At 47.4% G+C, this 23,674-nt stretch carries 17 protein-coding genes, 1 tRNA gene and 3 rRNA genes; all 21 read left to right on the forward strand.

The window, feature by feature from the left end:
• Window positions 1-152 precede the first annotated feature (152 nt).
• A 16S ribosomal RNA gene (locus tag MKY63_RS13090) occupies window positions 153-1,710 on the forward strand.
• A 101-nt stretch (window positions 1,711-1,811) separates the two neighbouring features.
• Window positions 1,812-1,887 (forward strand) — tRNA-Ala (locus MKY63_RS13095).
• Window positions 1,888-2,029: 142 nt separating this feature from the next.
• Window positions 2,030-4,955, forward strand: a 23S ribosomal RNA gene (locus MKY63_RS13100).
• A 129-nt stretch (window positions 4,956-5,084) separates the two neighbouring features.
• A 5S ribosomal RNA gene (gene rrf / locus MKY63_RS13105) occupies window positions 5,085-5,201 on the forward strand.
• Together the 16S, 23S and 5S rRNA genes with 1 tRNA gene alongside form the textbook arrangement of a ribosomal RNA operon.
• Before the next feature lie 421 nt (window positions 5,202-5,622).
• A complete protein-coding gene (locus MKY63_RS13110) occupies window positions 5,623-6,795 on the forward strand; it encodes a GNAT family N-acetyltransferase (protein ID WP_076215388.1) in 1,173 nt (390 codons plus the stop codon).
• Window positions 6,796-7,089: 294 nt separating this feature from the next.
• Window positions 7,090-7,551, forward strand: coding sequence for a CtsR family transcriptional regulator (locus MKY63_RS13115; RefSeq protein ID WP_036680465.1), 462 nt, complete (start codon window positions 7,090-7,092; stop codon window positions 7,549-7,551).
• A gap of 30 nt (window positions 7,552-7,581) precedes the next feature.
• A complete protein-coding gene (locus MKY63_RS13120) occupies window positions 7,582-8,106 on the forward strand; it encodes a UvrB/UvrC motif-containing protein (protein ID WP_036680467.1) in 525 nt (174 codons plus the stop codon).
• Window positions 8,107-8,134: 28 nt separating this feature from the next.
• On the forward strand, window positions 8,135-9,199 hold the full coding sequence (locus MKY63_RS13125) for a protein arginine kinase (protein WP_036680469.1): 1,065 nt from the start codon (window positions 8,135-8,137) through the stop codon (window positions 9,197-9,199).
• 35 nt (window positions 9,200-9,234) lie between these two features.
• The gene (clpC, locus tag MKY63_RS13130) at window positions 9,235-11,703 is read left to right on the forward strand and encodes an ATP-dependent protease ATP-binding subunit ClpC (protein ID WP_036680471.1); all 2,469 of its coding nucleotides are present in this window, start codon (window positions 9,235-9,237) and stop codon (window positions 11,701-11,703) included.
• A gap of 186 nt (window positions 11,704-11,889) precedes the next feature.
• Window positions 11,890-13,257: a DNA repair protein RadA gene (gene radA, locus MKY63_RS13135; protein ID WP_036680472.1), complete on the forward strand. Its 1,368-nt coding sequence runs from the start codon at window positions 11,890-11,892 to the stop codon at window positions 13,255-13,257.
• A 13-nt stretch (window positions 13,258-13,270) separates the two neighbouring features.
• A complete protein-coding gene (gene disA, locus MKY63_RS13140) occupies window positions 13,271-14,347 on the forward strand; it encodes a DNA integrity scanning diadenylate cyclase DisA (RefSeq protein ID WP_036680475.1) in 1,077 nt (358 codons plus the stop codon).
• Between the two features lie 64 nt (window positions 14,348-14,411).
• On the forward strand, window positions 14,412-15,149 hold the full coding sequence (gene pssA, locus MKY63_RS13145; protein WP_036680477.1) for a CDP-diacylglycerol--serine O-phosphatidyltransferase: 738 nt from the start codon (window positions 14,412-14,414) through the stop codon (window positions 15,147-15,149).
• 177 nt (window positions 15,150-15,326) lie between these two features.
• The gene (locus MKY63_RS13150; RefSeq protein WP_036680481.1) at window positions 15,327-16,415 is read left to right on the forward strand and encodes a PIN/TRAM domain-containing protein; all 1,089 of its coding nucleotides are present in this window, start codon (window positions 15,327-15,329) and stop codon (window positions 16,413-16,415) included.
• A gap of 95 nt (window positions 16,416-16,510) precedes the next feature.
• The gene (ispD, locus tag MKY63_RS13155) at window positions 16,511-17,209 is read left to right on the forward strand and encodes a 2-C-methyl-D-erythritol 4-phosphate cytidylyltransferase (protein ID WP_076317118.1); all 699 of its coding nucleotides are present in this window, start codon (window positions 16,511-16,513) and stop codon (window positions 17,207-17,209) included.
• Window positions 17,206-17,694: a 2-C-methyl-D-erythritol 2,4-cyclodiphosphate synthase gene (gene ispF, locus MKY63_RS13160; protein WP_036680486.1), complete on the forward strand. Its 489-nt coding sequence runs from the start codon at window positions 17,206-17,208 to the stop codon at window positions 17,692-17,694. The genes ispD and ispF overlap by 4 nt, the downstream gene beginning before the upstream one ends.
• 51 nt (window positions 17,695-17,745) lie before the next feature.
• Window positions 17,746-19,209 carry a glutamate--tRNA ligase gene (gene gltX / locus MKY63_RS13165; protein ID WP_076105939.1) on the forward strand — a complete coding sequence of 488 codons (1,464 nt, stop codon included), beginning with the start codon at window positions 17,746-17,748 and terminating at the stop codon, window positions 19,207-19,209.
• A 553-nt stretch (window positions 19,210-19,762) separates the two neighbouring features.
• The gene (gene cysE, locus MKY63_RS13170) at window positions 19,763-20,455 is read left to right on the forward strand and encodes a serine O-acetyltransferase (RefSeq protein WP_036680489.1); all 693 of its coding nucleotides are present in this window, start codon (window positions 19,763-19,765) and stop codon (window positions 20,453-20,455) included.
• 49 nt (window positions 20,456-20,504) lie between these two features.
• A complete protein-coding gene (gene cysS / locus MKY63_RS13175) occupies window positions 20,505-21,911 on the forward strand; it encodes a cysteine--tRNA ligase (protein ID WP_076274936.1) in 1,407 nt (468 codons plus the stop codon).
• Window positions 21,908-22,342 (forward strand): Mini-ribonuclease 3, encoded by a 435-nt coding sequence (locus tag MKY63_RS13180; protein WP_038573467.1) that lies wholly within the window; start codon window positions 21,908-21,910, stop codon window positions 22,340-22,342. The genes cysS and MKY63_RS13180 overlap by 4 nt, the downstream gene beginning before the upstream one ends.
• Before the next feature lie 36 nt (window positions 22,343-22,378).
• Window positions 22,379-23,143 (forward strand): 23S rRNA (guanosine(2251)-2'-O)-methyltransferase RlmB, encoded by a 765-nt coding sequence (gene rlmB / locus MKY63_RS13185; RefSeq protein WP_076317119.1) that lies wholly within the window; start codon window positions 22,379-22,381, stop codon window positions 23,141-23,143.
• Between the two features lie 2 nt (window positions 23,144-23,145).
• Window positions 23,146-23,667: an NYN domain-containing protein gene (locus tag MKY63_RS13190; protein WP_036680494.1), complete on the forward strand. Its 522-nt coding sequence runs from the start codon at window positions 23,146-23,148 to the stop codon at window positions 23,665-23,667.
• Window positions 23,668-23,674 lie beyond the last annotated feature (7 nt).

A 23,674-nucleotide genomic window follows, 5' to 3' on the forward strand; every position in this document is an offset into this window, starting at 1 on the left:
GATATACTCTAATTCCTGTGCAAGAGACATTGGATGTCGAAATGCCAGGAGCAAGTTCTTTGAAAACTGAACAAATGGAACGCGTTAATTTTTAAAAAGATTCATTTAATGAATCGTCAGTTTCAAAATGAGCACATCGCTCTTTTCAATACTAATTGGAGAGTTTGATCCTGGCTCAGGACGAACGCTGGCGGCGTGCCTAATACATGCAAGTCGAGCGGAGTTATTTTGAAAGCTTGCTTTCAAAATAACTTAGCGGCGGACGGGTGAGTAACACGTAGGCAACCTGCCCTTCAGACTGGGATAACTACCGGAAACGGTAGCTAATACCGGATAATTTCTTTTTTCTCCTGAGAGAAGAATGAAAGACGGAGCAATCTGTCACTGAGGGATGGGCCTGCGGCGCATTAGCTAGTTGGTGGGGTAACGGCCCACCAAGGCGACGATGCGTAGCCGACCTGAGAGGGTGAACGGCCACACTGGGACTGAGACACGGCCCAGACTCCTACGGGAGGCAGCAGTAGGGAATCTTCCGCAATGGGCGAAAGCCTGACGGAGCAACGCCGCGTGAGTGATGAAGGTTTTCGGATCGTAAAGCTCTGTTGCCAGGGAAGAACGTCCGGTAGAGTAACTGCTATCGGAGTGACGGTACCTGAGAAGAAAGCCCCGGCTAACTACGTGCCAGCAGCCGCGGTAATACGTAGGGGGCAAGCGTTGTCCGGAATTATTGGGCGTAAAGCGCGCGCAGGCGGCTATTTAAGTCTGGTGTTTAAACCTTGGGCTCAACCTGAGGTCGCACTGGAAACTGGGTGGCTTGAGTACAGAAGAGGAAAGTGGAATTCCACGTGTAGCGGTGAAATGCGTAGATATGTGGAGGAACACCAGTGGCGAAGGCGACTTTCTGGGCTGTAACTGACGCTGAGGCGCGAAAGCGTGGGGAGCAAACAGGATTAGATACCCTGGTAGTCCACGCCGTAAACGATGAGTGCTAGGTGTTAGGGGTTTCGATACCCTTGGTGCCGAAGTTAACACAGTAAGCACTCCGCCTGGGGAGTACGGTCGCAAGACTGAAACTCAAAGGAATTGACGGGGACCCGCACAAGCAGTGGAGTATGTGGTTTAATTCGAAGCAACGCGAAGAACCTTACCAGGTCTTGACATCCCTCTGAATCTGCTAGAGATAGCAGCGGCCTTCGGGACAGAGGAGACAGGTGGTGCATGGTTGTCGTCAGCTCGTGTCGTGAGATGTTGGGTTAAGTCCCGCAACGAGCGCAACCCTTAACTTTAGTTGCCAGCAGGTAATGCTGGGCACTCTAGAGTGACTGCCGGTGACAAACCGGAGGAAGGTGGGGATGACGTCAAATCATCATGCCCCTTATGACCTGGGCTACACACGTACTACAATGGCCGGTACAACGGGAAGCGAAGCCGCGAGGTGGAGCCAATCCCATCAAAGCCGGTCTCAGTTCGGATTGCAGGCTGCAACTCGCCTGCATGAAGTCGGAATTGCTAGTAATCGCGGATCAGCATGCCGCGGTGAATACGTTCCCGGGTCTTGTACACACCGCCCGTCACACCACGAGAGTTTACAACACCCGAAGTCGGTGGGGTAACCCGCAAGGGAGCCAGCCGCCGAAGGTGGGGTAGATGATTGGGGTGAAGTCGTAACAAGGTAGCCGTATCGGAAGGTGCGGCTGGATCACCTCCTTTCTATGGAGAATCGTTCTCTGCAATGAGAACATTCAAATCGGAAGCTCAGCTTCCACAACTAATTAACGTGTATCCATTTGTTCGGTTTTGATGGAATTTGCGGGGCCATAGCTCAGCTGGGAGAGCGCCTGCCTTGCAAGCAGGAGGTCAGCGGTTCGATCCCGCTTGGCTCCACCAACAAACTTCATCTATTTGTTATGTCTATACACTTGATCCTTGAAAACTGGATACCGAAACGAATTTGCGTTTTAGAACATCTTTTAGCAACTTGTGCAAACAAGTAAATGTTATTAGTGAGATTTTTCTTCGGAAAAATCAAGGTTAAGCTAATAAGAGCACACGGAGGATGCCTAGGCGCCAGGAGCCGACGAAGGACGTGGCGAACAACGAAACTGCCTCGGGGAGCTGTAAGCAAGCTTTGATCCGGGGGTGTCCGAATGGGGAAACCCAGCTGTGGTAATTCGCAGTTACTCATACCTGAATACATAGGGTGTGTAGAGGCAGACCAGGGGAACTGAAACATCTAAGTACCCTGAGGAAGAGAAAACAATAGTGATTCCGTCAGTAGCGGCGAGCGAACGCGGAACAGCCTAAACCTAAGAGCTTGCTCTTAGGGGTTGTGGGACGTCTCACATGGAGTTACAAAGGAATATGGTAGGTGAAGAGGTCTGGAAAGGCCCGCGATAGAGGTAAAAGCCCTGTAACCTAAACTGTGTTCTCTCCGAGACGGATCCCGAGTAGTGCGGGGCACGTGAAACCCCGTATGAATCCAGCAGGACCATCTGCTAAGGCTAAATACTACCTGGCGACCGATAGTGAAACAGTACCGTGAGGGAAAGGTGAAAAGCACCCCGGAAGGGGAGTGAAATAGAACCTGAAACCGTGTGCTTACAAAAAGTCAGAGCCCGATCTATGGGTGATGGCGTGCCTTTTGTAGAATGAACCGGCGAGTTACGTTTAACATGCAAGGTTAAGCCGAGAAGGTGGAGCCGCAGCGAAAGCGAGTCTGAATAGGGCGATTGAGTATGTGGACGTAGACCCGAAACCGTGTGATCTACCCCTGTCCAGGGTGAAGGTGCGGTAACACGCACTGGAGGCCCGAACCCACGTACGTTGAAAAGTGCGGGGATGAGGTGGGGGTAGCGGAGAAATTCCAATCGAACTCGGAGATAGCTGGTTCTCCCCGAAATAGCTTTAGGGCTAGCCTCGGTATAAGAGTAGTGGAGGTAGAGCACTGATTGGGTGCGGGGTCCGCAAGGATTACCAAGCTCAGTCAAACTCCGAATGCCATATACTTATTGCCGGGAGTCAGACAGTGAGTGCTAAGATCCATTGTCAAAAGGGAAACAGCCCAGACCATCAGCTAAGGTCCCCAAGTGTGTGTTAAGTGGGAAAGGATGTGGAGTTGCACAGACAACCAGGATGTTGGCTTAGAAGCAGCCACCATTGAAAGAGTGCGTAATAGCTCACTGGTCGAGTGACTCTGCGCCGAAAATGTAACGGGGCTAAACACACCACCGAAGCTATGGCTAGATACTATGTATCTGGGGTAGGGGAGCGTTGTGTAGGGGTTGAAGGTGTACTGAAAAGAGCGCTGGACACTACACAAGTGAGAATGCCGGTATGAGTAACGAAAAGATCAGTGAGAATCTGATCCGCCGAAAGCCCAAGGTTTCCTGAGGAAGGCTCGTCCGCTCAGGGTAAGTCGGGACCTAAGGCGAGGCCGAAAGGCGTAGTCGAAGGACAACAGTTTGAAATTACTGTACCACCGTAATCCGCTATGAGCGATGGGGTGACGCAGGAGGGTAGTGACGCGGACTGATGGATGTCCGTCTAAGCAGTGAGGCTGATGTGTAGGCAAATCCGCACATCATTAAGGCTGGGCTGTGATGGGGAGCGAAAATTATAGTAGCGAAGGTCATGATCTCACACTGCCAAGAAAAGCCTCTAGCCAGGAGAAGGTGCCCGTACCGCAAACCGACACAGGTAGGCGAGAAGAGAATTCTAAGGCGCGCGGAAGAACTCTCGTTAAGGAACTCGGCAAAATGACCCCGTAACTTCGGGAGAAGGGGTGCCCCGGTAGTGTGAATAGCACGAGGGGGCCGCAGTGAAAAGGCCCAAGCGACTGTTTAGCAAAAACACAGGTCTGTGCGAAGCCGCAAGGCGAAGTATACGGGCTGACGCCTGCCCGGTGCTGGAAGGTTAAGGGGAGTGGTTAGGGGTAACCCGAAGCTATGAACCGAAGCCCCAGTAAACGGCGGCCGTAACTATAACGGTCCTAAGGTAGCGAAATTCCTTGTCAGGTAAATTCTGACCCGCACGAATGGCGTAACGACTTGGGCGCTGTCTCAACGAGAGATCCGGTGAAATTTTAATACCTGTGAAGATGCAGGTTACCCGCGACAAGACGGAAAGACCCCATGGAGCTTTACTGCAGCTTGATATTGAATTTGGGTACGATCTGTACAGGATAGGTGGGAGCCGTAGAAATCGGAGCGCAAGCTTCGGTGGAGGCGCCGTTGGGATACCACCCTGATCGTATCTAGGTTCTAACCTAGTACCCTAATCGGGTACGGGGACCGTGTCAGGCGGGCAGTTTGACTGGGGCGGTCGCCTCCTAAAGAGTAACGGAGGCGTTCCAAGGTTCCCTCAGAATGGTTGGAAATCATTCGCAGAGTGCAAAGGCATAAGGGAGCTTGACTGCGAGACCTACAAGTCGAGCAGGGACGAAAGTCGGACTTAGTGATCCGGTGGTACCGCATGGAAGGGCCATCGCTCAACGGATAAAAGCTACCCTGGGGATAACAGGCTTATCTCCCCCAAGAGTCCACATCGACGGGGAGGTTTGGCACCTCGATGTCGGCTCATCGCATCCTGGGGCTGAAGTAGGTCCCAAGGGTTGGGCTGTTCGCCCATTAAAGCGGTACGCGAGCTGGGTTCAGAACGTCGTGAGACAGTTCGGTCCCTATCTGTCGTGGGCGCAGGAAATTTGAGAGGAGCTGTCCTTAGTACGAGAGGACCGGGATGGACGTACCGCTGGTGCACCAGTTGTTCCGCCAGGAGCATGGCTGGGTAGCTACGTACGGACGGGATAAGCGCTGAAAGCATCTAAGCGTGAAGCCCCCCTCAAGATGAGATTTCCCAATTAGTAAGACCCCTTGAAGACGACGAGGTAGATAGGTTGGAGGTGGAAGTGCAGCAATGCATGGAGCTGACCAATACTAATCGGTCGAGGGCTTATCCTATACTTAGAATGCAGATTCGTTTCGGATTCAGTTTTCAGGCGATTAAGCCTGTAATACGCTTAGAAATTCATTGTCACTTCTGGTGATGAACCGAATTTCACGCGGCAGCGTCTGTTTCACAGACGCATGTTTGGTGGCGATAGCGGAGGGGTTCCACGCGTACCCATCCCGAACACGACCGTTAAGCCCTCCAGCGCCGATGGTACTTGGACCGAAGGGTCCTGGGAGAGTAGGACGTTGCCAAGCACAAATAGACCACTGTTGATAACTCGACAGTGGCTTTTTTGCGTCTATTATAGATTGTGGAAAACTTGTGGATAATTCATTGGAATTTGCAGAAAACTTACGCACATGTGGATAGATGATTAAAAGGCAAAAAATCACCGAATGGTGTGGATTAAGTACATATTTATGTAGATCTGTCAACAGAAAACCTAAGTAATACACGGGTTGCTGTGGATATAGTCAGATTTATGTGGATAGAGGGATTGATAAGTGGATAATTATTTTAACTTGAATAGGACAAGATTACAAGACTATTTTTGAAACTGCTTAAAGCTGTGGATAACTAAAAAAAGTTCGAAAAATATCCTTATAATTCGCACACAATACACTCTCTTGTTATACTAACCATAAAAGTAAATTCATAAATGGTGAGGTGAGTTTTGTGGATATCAGACAGTTGCACTCAGAAGAGTTTGATCTAAGCATGGATTTATCTGAATATGCTTTTCAATACAAGCTGCCTAGTGAGAAAAGGGCTAATGCTAAGGAAAGATTTAAAGCAGAACGCGTATGGGGTGCTTTTGAAGAAGGTACTTTGGAAGCCAAACTTACTCTTCTTCCATTCCAAGTGTACATACAAGGTAGATTAGTACCTATGGGAGGGCTCGCTGGGGTAGCGACATGGCCAGAGAATCGCAGACAGGGACATGTGGCAAAGCTCCTAGCGCATACGCTGCAAACGATGAATGAGGCGGGGCAGACATTATCTTTTCTGCATCCGTTCTTGATCCCTTTTTATCGCAAATTTGGTTGGGAAGTTTATTGTGAATATAAGAAATACTCCATTCCTGTTGCCAAGTTTCCCAAGAAGGTTGAAGTTGAGGGCAAGGTAAGACGCGGTGTTAAAGATATCGTAGTATTGGACAACTTATACAATCGTTTTGCAGTTAGATATAACGGAACACTTAAGCGTGATTTGGACTGGTGGGAGAACTCTGTTCTGGATGATGAAGGTCAGACTGCGGTATTTTATTCACAGCTTGGGGAACCTGAAGGATACGTATTATATAAGATAGAAAATAGAGAACTGGTCATTGATGAATTTGTGTTTTTGAACGAACAGGCCCGGCAGGGGCTGTGGACATTTCTTGCGAATCACGATTCAATGGTGACCGGTGCATCGCTAAAACTGGTGCCATCCGATGATATGTTACCCTTTTTGCTGCCTGATCCGCGTATAGAGCAGGAGAACTATCCTTATTTTATGGCGCGTATTGTGAATGCTAAAGTATTTGTGGAGAGTTATTCTTTTAAGCGTCACAGCAGTCAGAAGAAACAGGTTATTTATATTGAAGATAAATATGCACCATGGAATGACGGGTTGTGGGAATGGACGGTCTCCGAAGAGGGAGCAGCAGCTTTCTTGCGTATAGAGGGTGAACGGGATGCAGCTGACTTAAGCTGTGATATTGGCACGCTGACGATTCTAATGTTTGGATATAAACGCCCTGCAGAGCTGGCTCGTTATGGACTTGTGACTGGTAGTCCGACGGCTCTGGAATGGCTCGAAGAAATCATTCCGCAAGCTGAAACCGCACTTTTTGATCATTTTTAGAAAATAATTAGGCTCTCCCCTTCGAAAGATGCTGGGAGAGTTCTTTATTTCCGAATACATTCGCTGAAAAAAGTGAAAAATAAGAGAATCCTCTTGGAATTAGCACAGAATATGTTATAATATTAAAAAGTCAAAGAAAGTCAAAGTCAACGCACCTGATGGCATACAGTGCGATCCTCTGAATTCGTGAAGTTTTCTTCAGACTTATATGAATGAAGTTCACTAATGAATGTCATTAAGGATGCGGGCCGCAAGCGATATTATGAAGCTTTAAAGAGCACTGGAGGATGAGTGATGCGCAATATCTCTGATATTATTGAACAATATCTGAAGAATATTTTGCATGAAAGTCCCGAAGGTACGGTGGAAATCCAGCGAAATGACCTGGCGGACCAGTTCTCATGCGTACCGTCACAGATCAATTATGTTATTAGTACACGCTTTACACTGGAAAAAGGCTATGTGGTGGAAAGTAAGCGTGGTGGCGGGGGATATATTCGTATTCAACGTTTTGAATTGCCGCCCAACGTGGCACTGCATGCCCATTTAAACCATACTATAGGTGGCGGGATAGATCAGAACGCTGCCGAAGGGTTGATTTATCAACTGGAGGAAGCTGGTTTTCTAAGCAAGCGTGAGGCGTGTCTTATGCGCGCTGCTGTTTCTCGGGATTGCCTAACGGTTAAGATTCCATATCGGGATGAGATTCGGGCCAAGATTATGAAGGCGATGTTAATCTCTTTGTTAGGCAAATAATTGTCAATCATAAGGGAGGGGCTTTCGCTTATGCAATGTCAGGAATGTGGCGTCAAGCCAGCAACACTCCATTTCACCAAGATCGTGAATGGAGAGAAGACAGAATTTCATATCTGCGAGAGCTGTGCGCGGGAGAAGGGTGAACTGATCCCGGGAACTGCTGGAGGATTCTCCATTCACAGCTTGCTGTCCGGTCTGCTTGATCTTGAAGGGGCCGGTAAGGAAAAGACGGCTGCTACGAAGACTACGCAGAGTCTGCAATGTGAGAATTGTGGGATGACGTACTCGCAGTTTAGCAAATTGGGTCGTTTTGGCTGCAGCTCCTGTTATAAATATTTTAACAGTGCACTGGACCCGCTCTTTAAACGGGTGCATGGCAGCACTTCGCATGTAGGCAAGATTCCCAAACGTGCTGGAGCACAGATTGTGTTTAAACGGCAAATTGATGAATTGAAGCTGGAATTACAGCAAAGTATCGCACAGGAGGAATTCGAAACTGCGGCAGAGCTGCGGGATCAAATTCGCCAACTTGAAAAAGAAATGGCACAAGAGTAAAGTCTTTGATATATAGGGGGGATATGACATGTCAAGTCTCCGATTTACTGAACAAGCGCTTAGTGATTGGATGCGCTCGGGAGGCAGTCACTCCGAGATTGTAATTAGCAGCCGTATGCGTATTGCACGTAATTTAGAGCATCTTCCATTCCCTATGCTTGCTTCCTTAGAGCAATCGGAAGAAGTATTAGAGCTGCTGGCCCCTGTGTTTCATGGGGAAACTGCTGCCGAATTCGGATCTTTTCAACTGATAAAGCTTGCTGAAGTGAATGAACTGGACAAAAAGGTATTGGTCGAGAAACATCTCATCAGTCCTAATCTGGCTAATGATTCACGTGGCGCAGCTGTGATATTAAATGAAGATGAGTCGGTCAGCATCATGATTAACGAAGAAGACCATCTGCGGATCCAATGTCTGTTCCCGGGTCTTCAGGTAAGAGAAGCATGGGAACGTGCGACAGCCATCGATGATATCTTCGAATCAGCTGTTAATTACGCTTTTGATGATAAAAGAGGATACTTGACCAGTTGTCCCACCAATGTGGGTACAGGGCTGCGTGCCTCAGTAATGCTGCATTTGCCAGCACTAGTAATGACCCAACAGATCAATCGCATATTGTCAGCAGTGAATCAAGTGGGATTGACTGTAAGAGGAATTTATGGTGAGGGCAGCGAAGCAGTAGGGAACATCTTTCAAATTTCCAATCAGATTACTCTCGGTCAAACGGAAAGTGAAATCATCGAGAACCTTCACAGTGTAGTCACCCAGATTATAGAGCATGAACGAAATGCCCGTGAAAGGCTGCTGGTAGATTCCGCTTTAAGAATTACAGACCGAGTGAAAAGATCTTATGGGATTTTGTGTTATGCAGCTCTAATGGAGCTTAAAGAATCCGCACAACGGCTGTCTGATGTGAGACTTGGGGTCGACCTTGGCATACTGGAAGGCCCTTCGATTTCCGTGCTTAATGAGCTTAACGTTAAGACACAGCCAGGATTTCTGCAAAAAATGTTCGGTGACGAGATGAACGCTACTGAACGGGATATGTATCGGGCGAAACTGCTCCGAGAAACACTGGGAACACAACATTAATATAGATATTTATTATTCATGGAGGTGCAGGAGATATGATGTTTGGAAGATTTACGGAACGCGCACAAAAAGTGCTAGCGCTAGCGCAGGAAGAAGCTGTTCGTTTAGGACACAACAATATTGGCACAGAACATATTTTGCTAGGACTTATTCGTGAAGGAGACGGCATTGCTGCTAAAGCATTAATCGCTTTGGGTCTGGGTCTTGAGAAAATCCAGGATGAAGTGGAGACACTGATTGGCAGAGGCCAAGAACAACCTACGAACATTGCTTATACTCCTCGCGCCAAAAAAGTAATCGAGTTGTCGATGGACGAAGCCCGCAAGCTGGGACATACGTATGTCGGCACTGAGCATATTCTGCTAGGACTTATTCGTGAAGGAGAAGGTGTCGCGGCTCGTGTGCTTAATAACCTCGGCATCAGCTTGAACAAAGCTCGTCAGCAAGTGCTTCAGCTTCTGGGAAGCAGCGAGGCTGCATCCAGTCATAGCGGAACACCTGCTAATGTCAGCACACCGACTCTAGACGGCCTAGCACGCGATTTGACGGCTTATGCGAAGGATGGCAACCTGGATCCAGTTATCGGTCGTAGCAAGGAAATTGAACGTGTTATTCAGGTACTGAGCCGCCGGACGAAGAACAACCCCGTGTTGATAGGTGAACCTGGGGTTGGTAAAACAGCTATTGCTGAAGGCTTGGCCCAAAAGATCATTAATAATGAAATTCCAGAAACACTGCGCGACAAACGCGTAATGACGCTCGATATGGGTTCTGTAGTGGCTGGTACTAAATATCGCGGTGAGTTTGAAGACCGCCTCAAGAAAATCATGGATGAGATTCGCCAAGCGGGGAATATCGTACTCTTTATCGATGAGCTTCATACGCTGATCGGTGCTGGTGGCGCAGAAGGTGCTATTGATGCATCTAACATTCTTAAGCCGGCTTTAGCCCGCGGAGAACTTCAGTGCATCGGTGCGACTACGCTGGATGAATATCGTAAATATATTGAAAAAGATGCAGCTTTGGAGCGTCGTTTCCAACCAATTACGGTGGATCAGCCATCTCCAGAAGAAGCGGTACAAATTCTATTTGGACTTCGCGATCGTTATGAAGCACATCACCGTGTGAAAATTACGGATGAAGCTATCGTGGAAGCTGTAAAGCTGTCTGATCGTTACATTCCGGATCGGTTCCTGCCGGATAAAGCCATTGACCTTATCGATGAAGCAGGGTCTAAAGTAAGGCTTCACTCTTACACTATCCCGCCAAATCTGAAGGAACTAGAAATGCGCTTGGATGATATCCGCAAGGAGAAGGATTCCGCTGTTCAGAGCCAAGAGTTTGAGAAAGCGGCTGCCCTGCGTGATACGGAGCAAAAAATCCGTGAAGAGCTTGATACGACTAAGAACCAGTGGAAAGAAAAACAAGGACGCACCGACTCTGAAGTTACACCTGAAGATATCGCACAGGTTGTCGCAAGCTGGACGGGGATCCCTGTAAGCAAGCTGAAGGAAGAAGAGACCGACCGTCTGCTTAACATGGAAGCTCTGTTGCATGAACGAGTGATTGGTCAGGACGAAGCTGTTAAGGCTGTCAGCCGGGCATTGCGCCGGGCGCGTGCGGGTCTTAAAGATCCGAAACGTCCAATGGGCTCGTTTATCTTCCTCGGTCCTACGGGTGTAGGTAAAACTGAGTTGGCACGTGCGCTTGCTGAAGCTATGTTCGGCGATGAAAATGCGGTCATTCGTATTGATATGTCGGAATACATGGAGAAGCACTCCACGTCCCGTTTAGTTGGTGCCCCTCCTGGATATGTCGGCTATGAAGAAGGCGGCCAATTAACAGAGAAGGTACGTCGTAAACCATACTCTGTAGTACTGCTTGATGAAATTGAAAAAGCGCATCCGGAAGTATTCAACATTTTGCTGCAAGTGCTTGAAGATGGTCGCCTTACCGACTCTAAAGGCCGGGTAGTTGACTTCCGTAATACACTTATCATTCTGACCTCTAACGTAGGTGCACAGGCAATCAAGAAGAATTCGACGCTTGGATTCACGGCTGTGCAAGATGCAGGAGCAGAATACGGCAATATGAAGGGCAAGGTTATGGAAGAGCTCAAGAAGAGCTTCCGTCCAGAGTTCTTGAACCGGATCGACGAAATCATCGTCTTCCACTCACTCGATGAGAAACATATCGCTGAGATCGTTACGTTGATGTCTGATGAGCTCCGCAAGCGCCTGCGTGAATATGATGTTGATTTCGTACTCACGGATGCAGCCAAGGCCTTCTTGGCTAAAGAAGGTTATGACCCAGCCTTTGGTGCACGTCCATTGCGCCGGGCAATTCAGAAGCATATTGAGGACCGTCTTTCTGAGGAATTGTTGAGAGGAAATATCCAAAAGGGTGATTCCCTCAATATTGATGAGGTCGGCGGAGAACTTGTGGTGACTAAAGTGGACGCTCCAGTAGCGCCAGCGCTTGAAAAAGAAGTAGAATCCGAATAAAATAAACAAGGCTTTCGCTCCTGATTTATAGAGGAGCGGAAGCTTTTTTTATTGGAAATAGATCAATTTAAAATATACATTTAATGCAAATACCGAATGACCTTTCGTTAAAGGGGTAGAAATGGTAAACTTTCATTAGAAGAAAATGATCCGAATTGTAAACAGTTCGGACCGTAAGGAGAACAAATGGCTAAAGCAAAAACAAAATTTTTTTGCACCGACTGTGGATACGAATCGCCAAAATGGTTCGGGAAATGCCCAGGGTGCCAGGCTTGGAACTCCATGGTGGAGGAAACGGAAAGCGTAGTCAAAACACAGGGAATGAATGCCCCTATTTTTCATAGTAAAGAAAAGGCACAGTCGATCATAAGTATAGAAAGTGACAAGGAACCGCGCATACTGACAGGTATAGGTGAGCTTAACCGTGTTCTCGGTGGGGGGATCGTACCAGGATCGCTGGTACTAGTAGGGGGAGACCCAGGAATCGGTAAATCTACGCTCTTATTACAGACCTCGCACGCCCTTACAACACAGGGATTGCGAGTACTGTATATCTCGGGCGAAGAATCGGTAAGGCAAACTAAGCTGCGCGCGGATCGCCTCGATGCGTTGTCAACGGAGCTTTATGTACTATGTGAGACAAATATGGAAAGCATAGAAGAAGCGATCGAACAAATCCAGCCGCAATTTCTTGTCATCGATTCTATTCAGACCGTATTTATGCCAGAAGTAACGAGTGCGCCAGGCAGCGTGACCCAGGTTCGGGAGTGTACGACAAGATTTATGCGTATCGCTAAGATTCGTGGAATTGCAACAGTTCTCGTTGGTCATGTTACCAAGGAAGGGGCTATTGCTGGACCACGGATGCTTGAACATATGGTGGACTGCGTGCTGTATTTTGAGGGTGAGCGGCATCATACGTATAGACTTTTGCGGGCTGTAAAAAACCGCTTTGGCTCTACGAATGAAATCGGCATTTTCGAAATGGGTGAAGCGGGGCTTACCGAAGTAGAGAATCCATCGGAGCTCTTTTTATCGGAACGTCCGCTTGGCGTGGCTGGTTCTACTGTGGTGGCAAGTATGGAGGGAACTAGACCTGTGCTTGTAGAACTTCAGGCACTTGTTGCTGCCACCCACTTCCCTTCCCCACGGCGAATGTGCACAGGCATGGATCACCAGCGGATGGCACTTATTATCGCTGTACTCGAGAAACGGATGGGCATGTTCCTGCAGAATCAGGATGCATACCTGAATGTTGCCGGGGGAGTAAAGCTGGATGAACCGGCGATTGATCTAGCTGTAGCTATTAGTATCGCCTCCAGTTTTCGTGATATTTCAACAAAACCTTACGACGTTTTCTTCGGAGAAGTAGGACTTACCGGTGAGGTAAGAGGCGTTTCGCGCGCGGAAATGCGCGTTAAGGAGGCCGCAAAGCTTGGCTTCCGGCGGGTGATTATGCCTGAGAAGAGCATGAAGGGATGGAAGCACCCGCAAGATATCCAGATTATTGGCGTCAGTACCGTAGCAGATGCACTATCGGTCGCGTTAGATTAGGGGGCACAGGGATATGAAAGAATATAACCAATTAGAGAATATGAATGATCTGCTCAGACTGGCGGCACCGGGTACACCTTTTCGGGAAGGTTTGGAGAATGTGCTGCGCGCTAAGACAGGGGCACTTATTGTCGTAGGGTACAGTCCTGAGGTGATGGACGTAGTGGATGGCGGATTCTCCATTAACTGCGATTTTTCGCCCAATTATTTATATGAGCTAGCTAAAATGGACGGAGCTATTATTCTAAGCGAGGATTTAAAGCGTATATTGTATGCTAATACACAACTTATACCGGATTCCTCTATCTCATCCATCGAGACGGGGATCCGTCACCGGACCGCGGAGCGGGTAGCGAAGCAAACGGGTAAGCTGGTGGTTTCCATTTCACAACGCCGCAATATCATCACGCTTTATCAAGGCTCGATACGTTATGCACTCAAAGAGATCGGCGCAATTTTGGCAAAGGCTAACCAAGCGATTCAGACACTCGAGAAGTATAAAGCAGTGCTCACGCAAGGACTGACGAATTTGTCAGCTTCAGAATATGAGGGCATTGTTACCGTTGCTGAAGTAGTGGGTGTTATCCAGCGTGTAGAGATGGTTCTGCGCATAAAAATGGAGATCAAACGTTATATCAACGAATTGGGCAACGAAGGACGCCTGATCAGCATGCAGATGGAAGAACTGGTTGGAAATACAGAGGAAGAAGCATGGCTTCTATACAGAGACTATGCTAAGGAAGAGCAGGAGGATAAAATCCGTGAAATTATCGCCGGTCTCAAACGGATAAGCGATGATGATCTGATGGATGACAACCATATTGCCCGTATACTGGGTTATTCTTCTACGGCCATTACCTCTGAAGAAGTGGTGACTCCACGTGGTTATCGCCTGCTTAACAAAATTCCGCGGCTTCCGAATGTGATCATTCACAATCTGGTGGAGCGCTTTGAAATGCTGCCTAATTTGATGTCCGCAAGCATTGCTGAATTGGATGAAGTGGACGGAATTGGGGAGGTGCGGGCCCGTAATATTCAGGATGGGCTCAAACGTTTACAGAAGCAAGTTCTTATTGACAGGCAAATGTAAATAACATACAATCACGTAATATTGGGGACGTTAAAGGCCAAAGTTAGAAAATTGAGGTGAAGAAATGATACAAAAATCAATTCCGAGTCTTTTTACGATAGGTAATTTGATGCTCGGAATGTTTGGTATCATGATGGCGTTTGACGGTAAGATTAGCATGGCCGCTATCATGGTTATTATTGCTATGCTGTTAGACGGCTTAGATGGTCGAGTAGCTCGCGCTCTAAAATGCGAAAGCGAATTTGGCAAGGAGCTGGACTCCTTATCTGATGTCGTTTCTTTCGGAGTCGCACCGGCCGTTATTTTGTACGTCTCAAGCCTGCAGGATTTAAACTCTGCATTAGGCTGGACAGTAACTGCGATTTTTCCGGTGTTTGGTGCTTTGCGCTTAGCCCGTTTTAATGTTCGTCCGGGGGTTCCGGGTTATTTTATCGGTTTGCCAATTCCTGCTGCAGGTGGTGTACTGGCCACATTAGCTCTTTTTAATAAAGATGTTTCGGCTCCGTTTATGATCGTTGCTACACTGCTCTTATCTTATTTGATGGTCAGCACTGTTAAATATCCTAATTTCAAAAAGATTGGATTGCCGAAAAAAGCGGTGGTTGGAGCGCCAGTGGTTATTGTTGTTGCAGTGGCTGTAGCTGTTGTGTTCCCAGAGCAAATCGCTAAGCTGATCTTTGTCTTACTTGGAATTTACGCATTATACGGCTTTAAGCAAAATATTGATCGGTTGACAGCCAGACGCCGTCATCGTCGTCGTAGCCGTTCAGAGGATAAAGTGTATCACTCCAAGAACGGTTAATCGGTCCATAAGGTAAGGTAACTGAATAAATTATGACCAAAGGTTTTGTCTTCCCTAAGGGATGGCAAAGCCTTTTTGCATTTCCAGCGCTACCCCAAGTTTATCGTCTTGAAAATTGGAACATACTGGTGAGGAATAGATCCATTTAGGATGAATAAAAAGGAGGTGCGTTAGGTTATGTGGAAAAAAGTGATTTTGTCTTTTGCCTTAATATGTGGTGCTTGGTCAGGTTTTTCGCTATACCATGCGCTCGAAAGAGGATTCCCCAAGGGGATGGAAAAGCTGGGTGAAAGCTTACCTGTAGAAGGAAGCATTTTATTTACGGTGCTGGGTGCCATTATTTTTTTGTTTGCGGGGTCTTTATGCGCGGAATGGGGAGGTTCAAAACTGCGGGAGGCGGTTCACTACTGTTCGCGTATTCCAATGAATGAATTAGCTGCAAGTGCAGCTGGGCTTACAGGGGGGCTTCTGTTATCTCTCCTGTTATACCCTGCAATGATCTGGCTTGGGAAAGCTGGGCAGCTGCTGCAAGTGCCGGCTACGTTAGCTTTTGGATATCTGGGGCTGCGGATCGGTTTGGAGAAAAAAGAGGAGCTAGCTGCACTGTGGACATCTGGACGCTGGGGTCAAGCGGCTGAGCCGGAAGGCCGCGGGCTTGAGGAACATAAAATCCTCGACACAAGTGTTATTATCGATGGAAGAATCGCTGACATTTGTAAGACGGGATTTATTGAGGGAACCATTGTCATACCTGAATTCGTACTAGAAGAGCTCCAGCATATTGCTGATTCTTCGGATTTGTTGAAGCGGAACCGGGGACGGCGTGGGCTTGATATTCTAAACAAAATTCAAAAAGAGCTTGATGTGAAGGTATTGATCTATGAGGGAGATTTTGAAGAAATCTCTGAGGTTGACAGTAAGTTAGTGAAGTTGGCGAAGGTACTGCAAGGTAAAGTAGTCACTAATGATTTCAACTTAAATAAGGTTTGCGAATTGCAGGGCGTTTCCGTTCTGAATATTAACGATCTGGCGAATGCTGTGAAGCCAGTAGTGCTGCCCGGTGAGGAAATCGTAGTTCAGGTCATTAAGGATGGCAAAGAGCACGGACAAGGGGTAGCCTACTTAGACGATGGAACGATGATTGTTGTAGAGGGCGGACGGGAATATATCGGGACTACGATGGAGGTTCTGGTCACTAGCGTGCTGCAAACTTCGGCTGGCCGAATGATATTTGCTAAGCCAAAACTTTTGGAAAAAGCGCAATAAGTGAAGATAAAGTGTATGGGGACTGTCCTATGGGTTGGAAATGCCCGCCAAACACGTTATGATGGGATTATACGTGAAAGACAGGAGCCAGATTAATGTCAAACAGTGTGGGCGTCGTCATTGTGGCGGCAGGCAGAGGAACGCGAATGGGAACTGCGGAGAGCAAGCAATATTTGTTACTGCAGGGGAAGCCGATTATCGTTCATACGCTGGAGGTATTCCAGCAGCACGAATTGATCTCTGAAATCGTGCTCGTAACCGGTGAAGAGGATGTTGAACGCTGCCGGGAATGGATACAGCTCTATAAGCTGGACAAGGTTAAGGCTATAGTAACTGGTGGATCTGAGCGTCAGCATTCCGTACATAAAGGGTTGTTGAAACTTACGACACAGTGGGTAATGGTACATGATGGTGTTCGTCCGTTTGTACAGCCGAATGAAATTGAGGCTTGCTACGAACGAGCGAAGCAGATGGGTGCTTCGGTTCTTGCTGTACCCGTCAAGGATACGATCAAACAGGTGGATAATGAAGGACAAGTACTGTCTACGCCGGATCGGCGAAGTCTGTGGGCGATTCAAACCCCGCAGACTTTTCGTCTTTCTGATTTGCTGAAGGCTTATGCAGCGGCGGAACGGGATGGCTTTCTGGGCACCGATGACTCCAGCTTGGCGGAGCGTGCGGGGATTCCGGTTTCTGTGGTAGAGGGAAGCTACAGAAATATTAAGATTACGACACCTGATGATTTGGATTATGCAGAATTCACAGAAAGAAACAGGGGAGAGGGACAATCATGATCGCTGTAGGACAAGGATTTGATGTGCATCAGCTGGTAGAGGGCAGGCCTTGTATTATTGGGGGAGTTACGATTCCTTACGAAAAAGGATTGCTTGGGCATTCCGATGCAGATGTACTGCTGCATGCAGTTAGTGACGCGATTCTAGGCGCACTTGGACTTGGTGATATCGGCAGACATTTTCCGGATACAGATCCAGCCTTTAAGGACGCAGATAGCTTGAAGTTATTAGAAGAGGTATGGGCACTTGCTCGTGAGCGAGGATATAAGCTGGGAAATATCGATTCAACAATTATCGCCCAAAAGCCTAAGATGGCTCCATACATTCCACAAATGACCGAGATTATCGCACGTGCGCTTAATGCCGACCCGTCCAAGGTGAATGTTAAAGCTACTACAACTGAGCAGCTTGGTTTTGCCGGACGCGGCGAAGGAATTGCCGCACAATCTATTGTCTGTCTACTCCAAGATGTGATATCATCTTGAGATGGTCTAAGTAGTAAATTAAGTTCAACCATATGAAGCGGAGGGAATACAATGACGGATGAAGTCCGGGTGCGTTACGCACCGAGCCCTACGGGACATTTACATATAGGTAACGCCAGAACGGCGCTGTTTAACTATCTGTTCGCCCGTAATAAAGGCGGTAAATTCATTATCAGAATTGAAGATACAGACGTAAAGCGCAATGTCGCTGGTGGTGAAGAGAGCCAGCTTAAGTATTTGAAATGGCTGGGTATGGATTGGGATGAGAGTGTTGATGTGGGCGGAGAGTACGGACCTTATCGTCAGACAGAACGTCTTGACTTATATCGTGTACATTGGCAGGATTTGCTGGACAGAGGTCTGGCTTACCGCTGCTATTGCACAGAGGAAGAGCTGGAAGCGGAACGTGAAGAACAGACTGCCCGCGGAGAAACGCCTCGTTATTCTGGCAAACATCGTGATCTGACTGAAGAGCAACGTCTAGCTTTTGAAGCTGAGGGACGAGTTGCCAGCATTCGCTTCCGTGTGCCAGAAGATCGTACTTATGCGTTTGATGATCTCGTAAAAGGCAGTATTTCTTTTGACACAAAAGAAATGGGTGACTTTGTTATTGTGAAGAAGGACGGAATTCCGACCTACAACTTCGCGGTAGCTGTTGACGATCATCTGATGGCTATTACCCACGTATTGCGTGGAGAAGACCATATTTCCAACACACCCCGCCAGCTTATGATCTATGAAGCGCTAGGCTGGGAGCCACCTTTATTTGGTCACATGACGCTTATTGTTGGCGACAACCACAAGAAGCTCAGCAAACGGGATGAATCCGTTATTCAGTTTATCGAGCAATATGATGAATTGGGTTACTTGCCTGAGGCTCTGGTTAACTTCATTTCTCTGCTTGGCTGGTCTCCAGAGGGAGAAGAAGAGATCTTCAGTAAAGAAGAACTTATTTCTATTTTTGATGCGGACCGTTTGTCCAAAAGCCCGGCTGTATTTGATAAAAACAAGCTGGCGCATCTGAATAATCATTATATTAAGCATGCTGATCCTAAACGGATCTCTGCACTGGCTATTCCACATCTGCAAAAAGCGGGTAAAATACCTGCTGAGCTGAACGAAGAGCAACAAACATGGGCGGAAAGCCTTGTCGCGTTGTATCAAGAGCAGATGACTGCAGCTTCTGACATCGTGGCGCTATCGGAACTGTTCTTCCGCAGTCATCTAGAGTTAGAGACGGAAGCAGCGCAGGTTCTGGCTGAAAGCCAAGTTCCTGAGGTATTGTCTGCTTTCCTGGCTAAAGTTGAAGCCTGTCAGGATTTCAGTGCAAGCAACATGGCTGTTCTGATTAAGGAAGTACAGAAAGAAACAGGTCATAAGGGCAAAGCACTCTTTATGCCAATTCGTGTGGCTCTGACCGGACAAACGCACGGACGTGATCTTAATATAACCATTGCTTTGCTCGGCAAAAATCGCGTTATCGAACGTTTGAAATCACAAATTAAGGGCGCTTAAGGTCGTATTTCATACGACTAAACCCCCTTGTCAGTATCTTGTCTTTTGCGCTAAGATAGAATTATATGATAATAGCTGTGATCAGGAGAAGTACGTCCATTGAAGACAATTGCCAGAGAGAATAACCGAGAAAGGGACACCCTTTCGGGCTGGGAGTTATTCATTTGTCCGGGGCAGAACATGCGCCTGTGAGCTGCACGGTTGAATGACCTTTTTAAGGCTCATTAGATCGCGCCGGGAACGTCGCCGTTAATGATGCCAAGTGGAACGAAGAAATTCTGCCGTTTGTTACAATAGCGGCTCATTTGATTCGTTCAAGCAGAGTGGAACCGCGGTTAAACGTCTCTGCAGCATTATGCTGCAGGGGCGTTTTTTGTCTAAATATAAGCAAAAATAATTTTCATACAATACTCTTTGTCTTATATTTCTACGAGATAACAAACCAAGCGAACACTCACAGCATATGTATGATAAGGATGATGGGCCTGGAGACAATACCTTTCTTGTGTACCTGTAAACAGGAGATAAGGAAGTTAAGAAGAGAGGAACCGTGATGTTTAAGCATATTAAGTCGGACATTCGGGCGGTATTTGATAACGATCCTGCTGCCCGCAGCTGGTTCGAGGTTGTCTTCACATATGCCGGCTTGCACGCCATTTGGGGTCACCGGATCGCCCACTCTTTTTTCAAACGCCGCTGGTATACAATGGCTCGTATGGTTTCGCAGTTTAGCAGATTTATGACTGGTGTTGAGATCCATCCCGGAGCTGTCATCGGAAACAGGCTGTTTATCGACCATGGTATGGGGATTGTTATTGGAGAAACCTGCGAAATCGGTGATGATGTTATAATCTATCAAGGGGTTACGCTTGGAGGAACCGGAAAAGAAAAAGGTAAGCGACATCCCACGGTTGGCAACAATGTAGTTATTGGTTCCGGTGCGAAGGTTTTAGGATCTTTTCGTATTGGTGACAATTCAAATATAGGTTCGAATGCTGTTGTGTTGCGTGAAGTGCCTAACAACAGTACAGTAGTAGGGAATCCAGGTCGTGTGGTAAAACGTAATGGAGAACGGGTATCCGATCGGCTCGATCATACGAAGATGCCTGACCCGCTTGTCGATTCACTGCGGTTTTTGCAGAAAGAAATCGAAGAAATTAGGGAAAAGCTTGGCGCAGAAGATAAACAAAAAACCGCACAGCGGATAGCAGAAGCTCAGCAGTATATTGGTGACTATGAAATTTAAGCATCCCGGTATTAAGGAATCCGGAAGAACAGAAAGGGCTGGAATAAGGATGGCTTTACAAATATATAACACAATGACACGCAGCAAGGAGCAGTTTGTGCCCCAGGAGCCGGGCAAAGTTAAGATGTATGTGTGTGGTCCAACCGTTTATGGATATATGCATATCGGAAATGCTAGACCTATAATTGTTTTTGATATGGTCCGGAATTACTTGGAGCAGTTAGGTAATGAGGTGCGTTATGTTACGAATTTCACGGATGTTGATGATAAACTGATTCGCAAAGCCGAAGAAATGAACACTACTGTAGCAGAGGTAGCGGAAACTTTCATTGCTGCTTACCGTGAGGATCTGGAAGGGCTTGGTGTTAAACCGGCAACCTTGAATCCCCGTGTAACGGAAAGCATGGAACTGATCATTGGATTTATTAAAGAGCTTGAGGAAAAAGGATACGCATACGAAAGCGGCGGCGATGTATATTACCGCACTTCAAAATTTGAAGACTACGGTAAATTATCTCGTCAGAATCTGGATGAGCTGCAGTTTGGTATCCGTGTTGAGGTGGACTCACGTAAGGAAAAACCAGAGGATTTTGTGCTTTGGAAAGCAGCCAAACCTGGTGAAGTGCACTGGAGTAGCCCTTGGGGAGACGGACGTCCAGGCTGGCATATTGAATGCTCGGCTATGGCGCGCGAGTTCTTGGGAGATACGATTGATATCCATGGTGGTGGACAAGATTTGCAGTTCCCACATCATGAATGCGAATGCGCTCAGACTGAAGCTCTGACTGGTAAACCACTCTCTAATTACTGGATGCATAATGGATTCATCAACATTGGTGATGAGAAAATGTCGAAATCGCTCGGTAATGGCTGGCTTGTAAAAGACATCCGTGAGCGTTTTAAAGCAGGAGCTATCCGCTATTTCATGCTATCGACCCATTACCGCAACCCGCTGAATTTCTCAGAGGAATCTATGACTTCCGCCGAAAAGAGCGTTGAACGGATCACGCTTGCAGAGAGTAACGTTAAACATCGGCTTGAACTCGCTGCTGATGGTGCTCAAGGTGAAGTCAACTCAGAGATTAATGATAAGCTGTCGGCTATAGTGGCCAATTTCCATGCTAGAATGCAGGATGACTTTAATACGCCTGATGCGATCACAGCTATGTTCGACTGGGTGAGCCTGGCAAACCATACGCTTGCGAATAACGAGGCTGCTCCTGCTGATTTTGCTGCATTGCAGCAAGCTTTTGGCGAAATGAATGCTGTGCTGCGTTTGACGCCTGAACTGGAAGAGGAAATTGCAAGTGAAGAAGTTGAACGGTTGATCGCCGAGCGGGTTGAAGCTCGTAAGAATAAGAATTGGAGCCGGTCTGACGAGATCCGTGATGAATTAGGCCGCTTGGGCATATTGCTTGAGGATACTCCACAAGGAATGCGGTGGCGTCGTAAATGAGTGAGGAACGCAAGTTTGATAACGGATGGTTTCCTTATGAGCCTTCCAAACCTGCGCGACTACTTTCGCCTATTGTTCTAGCTTATGTAGGAGATGCTATCTATGAGGTGGCTGTTCGCCAGTATTTAGTATCTCTTCCGAATTTGCGTCCGAACCATTTGCATCGTTCTGCTACAGGGCTGGTATCCGCTAAAGCACAGTGTGCAATTCTGAACTTTTTGGAGCCTAGTCTCACGGAAGAGGAGAAGGATGTCGCCCGTCAGGGGAGAAATGCGAAATCGGGAAGTGTTCCTAAGAATGCGGATGTGCTTGAATACCGTCATGCTACAGCTTTTGAGTGCTTGATTGGTTACTTGTACTACACAGGACAACAGGAGAGAATAGAAGAAATTGTGCACAAGGGTATACAGTTTATGTTGAAACAGCCGTGATAGGCTTTGGCGAAATAGAAAATAGGAGAAGTGAACATGGAAGAAGAATTGAAGAATGAAGAGGAAATATTGGCAGGGAAGCATTCTGTGCTTGAAGCGCTTCGTGCTGGTCGTACATTAAATAAAATTTGGATTGCAGAGACAGCCCAGAAGCATCTGACAGCACCCATCGTTGCCGAAGCCCGGAAAGCGGGAATTGTCATTCAGCATGTGGACAAGCGTAAGTTGGATCAACTGGCACCAGGTGTGCAGCATCAAGGGGTGGTTGCACAAGCAGCACCATTTGCCTATGTTGAAGTGGATGATTTGTTAGCTATAGCAGAAGCCAAAGGAGAACCGGCATTCCTTATTTTGCTTGATGAAATTGAAGATCCTCATAACCTGGGCTCGATTCTGCGGACGGCGGATTGTACTGGAGTACATGGGGTAATCGTACCTAAACGCCGTTCGGCTCAGATAACTGCGACCGTGTCCAAAACATCCGCGGGTGCTGTGGAGTATGTTCCGGTTGCCCGGGTTACAAACCTGGGTCAGACCATTGACCGTCTAAAAGAGCAGGGAGTCTGGGTAGTAGGAACAGACGTGGATACCGATCAGAATCTATACCAATCCGATATTTTCACGGGTCCGGTAGCTGTTGTAATCGGCAATGAGAATAAAGGAATGGGACGCCTGATTCGTGAAAAATGTGATGTGCTTCTTAAGCTGCCGATGGCCGGAAAGATCAATTCATTAAATGCCTCTGTCGCCGCAGGAGTCATTATGTATGAAGTGATACGCCGCCGGCAACAGCAGGGATAGCTATGGCCGACTGGCGCGATGTGCTGCTTGTGGATGGATATAACATGATCGGTGGCTGGCCGGAACTTGTGGCACTGTCCCAGATTGGTATGCAGGAAGCACGCGACCGCTTGATGGATTTGCTGGCAGATTACCAGGCTTTCTCTGGACGAAGAGTTATTGCTGTTTTTGATGCATACCGTGTTCCGGGGTTGGGAAGGTCTTTTGTCCAGGGTAAGGTCCAGGTGTACTTCACCAAGGAAAAAGAAACCGCAGATGAATGCATTGAGCGACTGGTTGGGGAATATAGCAATCGGCGCCGGCAGATCTATGTGGCTACGAGTGATTTTATAGAGCAGCATATTATTTTTGCACAAGGTGCATTGCGAATTTCGGCAAGGGAATTGCATCTGGAAATTGAAGAGAATCAAAAACAAGTAAAAAAAGCTATCGAACCTGGCGGTGTCAGTTCTACTCGTCATTCTTTGGAAGACAAACTGCCTCCCGATGTGCGCAGTAAGCTGGAAAAATGGCGCAGGCAGTGAGATCGAG

Source organism: Paenibacillus sp. FSL R7-0189 (assembly GCF_037969925.1).
GTDB classification, from domain to species: domain Bacteria; phylum Bacillota; class Bacilli; order Paenibacillales; family Paenibacillaceae; genus Paenibacillus_AQ; species Paenibacillus_AQ odorifer.

What these genes read in the sequence shown, in the direction of transcription:
- MKY63_RS13115 (WP_036680465.1), top strand. Translation starts at nt 7,090, where the DNA reads ATGCGCAATATCTCTGATATTATTGAACAATATCTGAAGAATATTTTG.
- MKY63_RS13120 (WP_036680467.1), top strand. Translation starts at nt 7,582, where the DNA reads ATGCAATGTCAGGAATGTGGCGTCAAGCCAGCAACACTCCATTTCACC.
- MKY63_RS13125 (WP_036680469.1), top strand. Translation starts at nt 8,135, where the DNA reads ATGTCAAGTCTCCGATTTACTGAACAAGCGCTTAGTGATTGGATGCGC.
- clpC (WP_036680471.1), top strand. Translation starts at nt 9,235, where the DNA reads ATGATGTTTGGAAGATTTACGGAACGCGCACAAAAAGTGCTAGCGCTA.
- radA (WP_036680472.1), top strand. Translation starts at nt 11,890, where the DNA reads ATGGCTAAAGCAAAAACAAAATTTTTTTGCACCGACTGTGGATACGAA.
- disA (WP_036680475.1), top strand. Translation starts at nt 13,271, where the DNA reads ATGAAAGAATATAACCAATTAGAGAATATGAATGATCTGCTCAGACTG.
- pssA (WP_036680477.1), top strand. Translation starts at nt 14,412, where the DNA reads ATGATACAAAAATCAATTCCGAGTCTTTTTACGATAGGTAATTTGATG.
- MKY63_RS13150 (WP_036680481.1), top strand. Translation starts at nt 15,327, where the DNA reads ATGTGGAAAAAAGTGATTTTGTCTTTTGCCTTAATATGTGGTGCTTGG.
- ispD (WP_076317118.1), top strand. Translation starts at nt 16,511, where the DNA reads ATGTCAAACAGTGTGGGCGTCGTCATTGTGGCGGCAGGCAGAGGAACG.
- ispF (WP_036680486.1), top strand. Translation starts at nt 17,206, where the DNA reads ATGATCGCTGTAGGACAAGGATTTGATGTGCATCAGCTGGTAGAGGGC.
- gltX (WP_076105939.1), top strand. Translation starts at nt 17,746, where the DNA reads ATGACGGATGAAGTCCGGGTGCGTTACGCACCGAGCCCTACGGGACAT.
- cysE (WP_036680489.1), top strand. Translation starts at nt 19,763, where the DNA reads ATGTTTAAGCATATTAAGTCGGACATTCGGGCGGTATTTGATAACGAT.
- cysS (WP_076274936.1), top strand. Translation starts at nt 20,505, where the DNA reads ATGGCTTTACAAATATATAACACAATGACACGCAGCAAGGAGCAGTTT.
- MKY63_RS13180 (WP_038573467.1), top strand. Translation starts at nt 21,908, where the DNA reads ATGAGTGAGGAACGCAAGTTTGATAACGGATGGTTTCCTTATGAGCCT.
- rlmB (WP_076317119.1), top strand. Translation starts at nt 22,379, where the DNA reads ATGGAAGAAGAATTGAAGAATGAAGAGGAAATATTGGCAGGGAAGCAT.
- MKY63_RS13190 (WP_036680494.1), top strand. Translation starts at nt 23,146, where the DNA reads ATGGCCGACTGGCGCGATGTGCTGCTTGTGGATGGATATAACATGATC.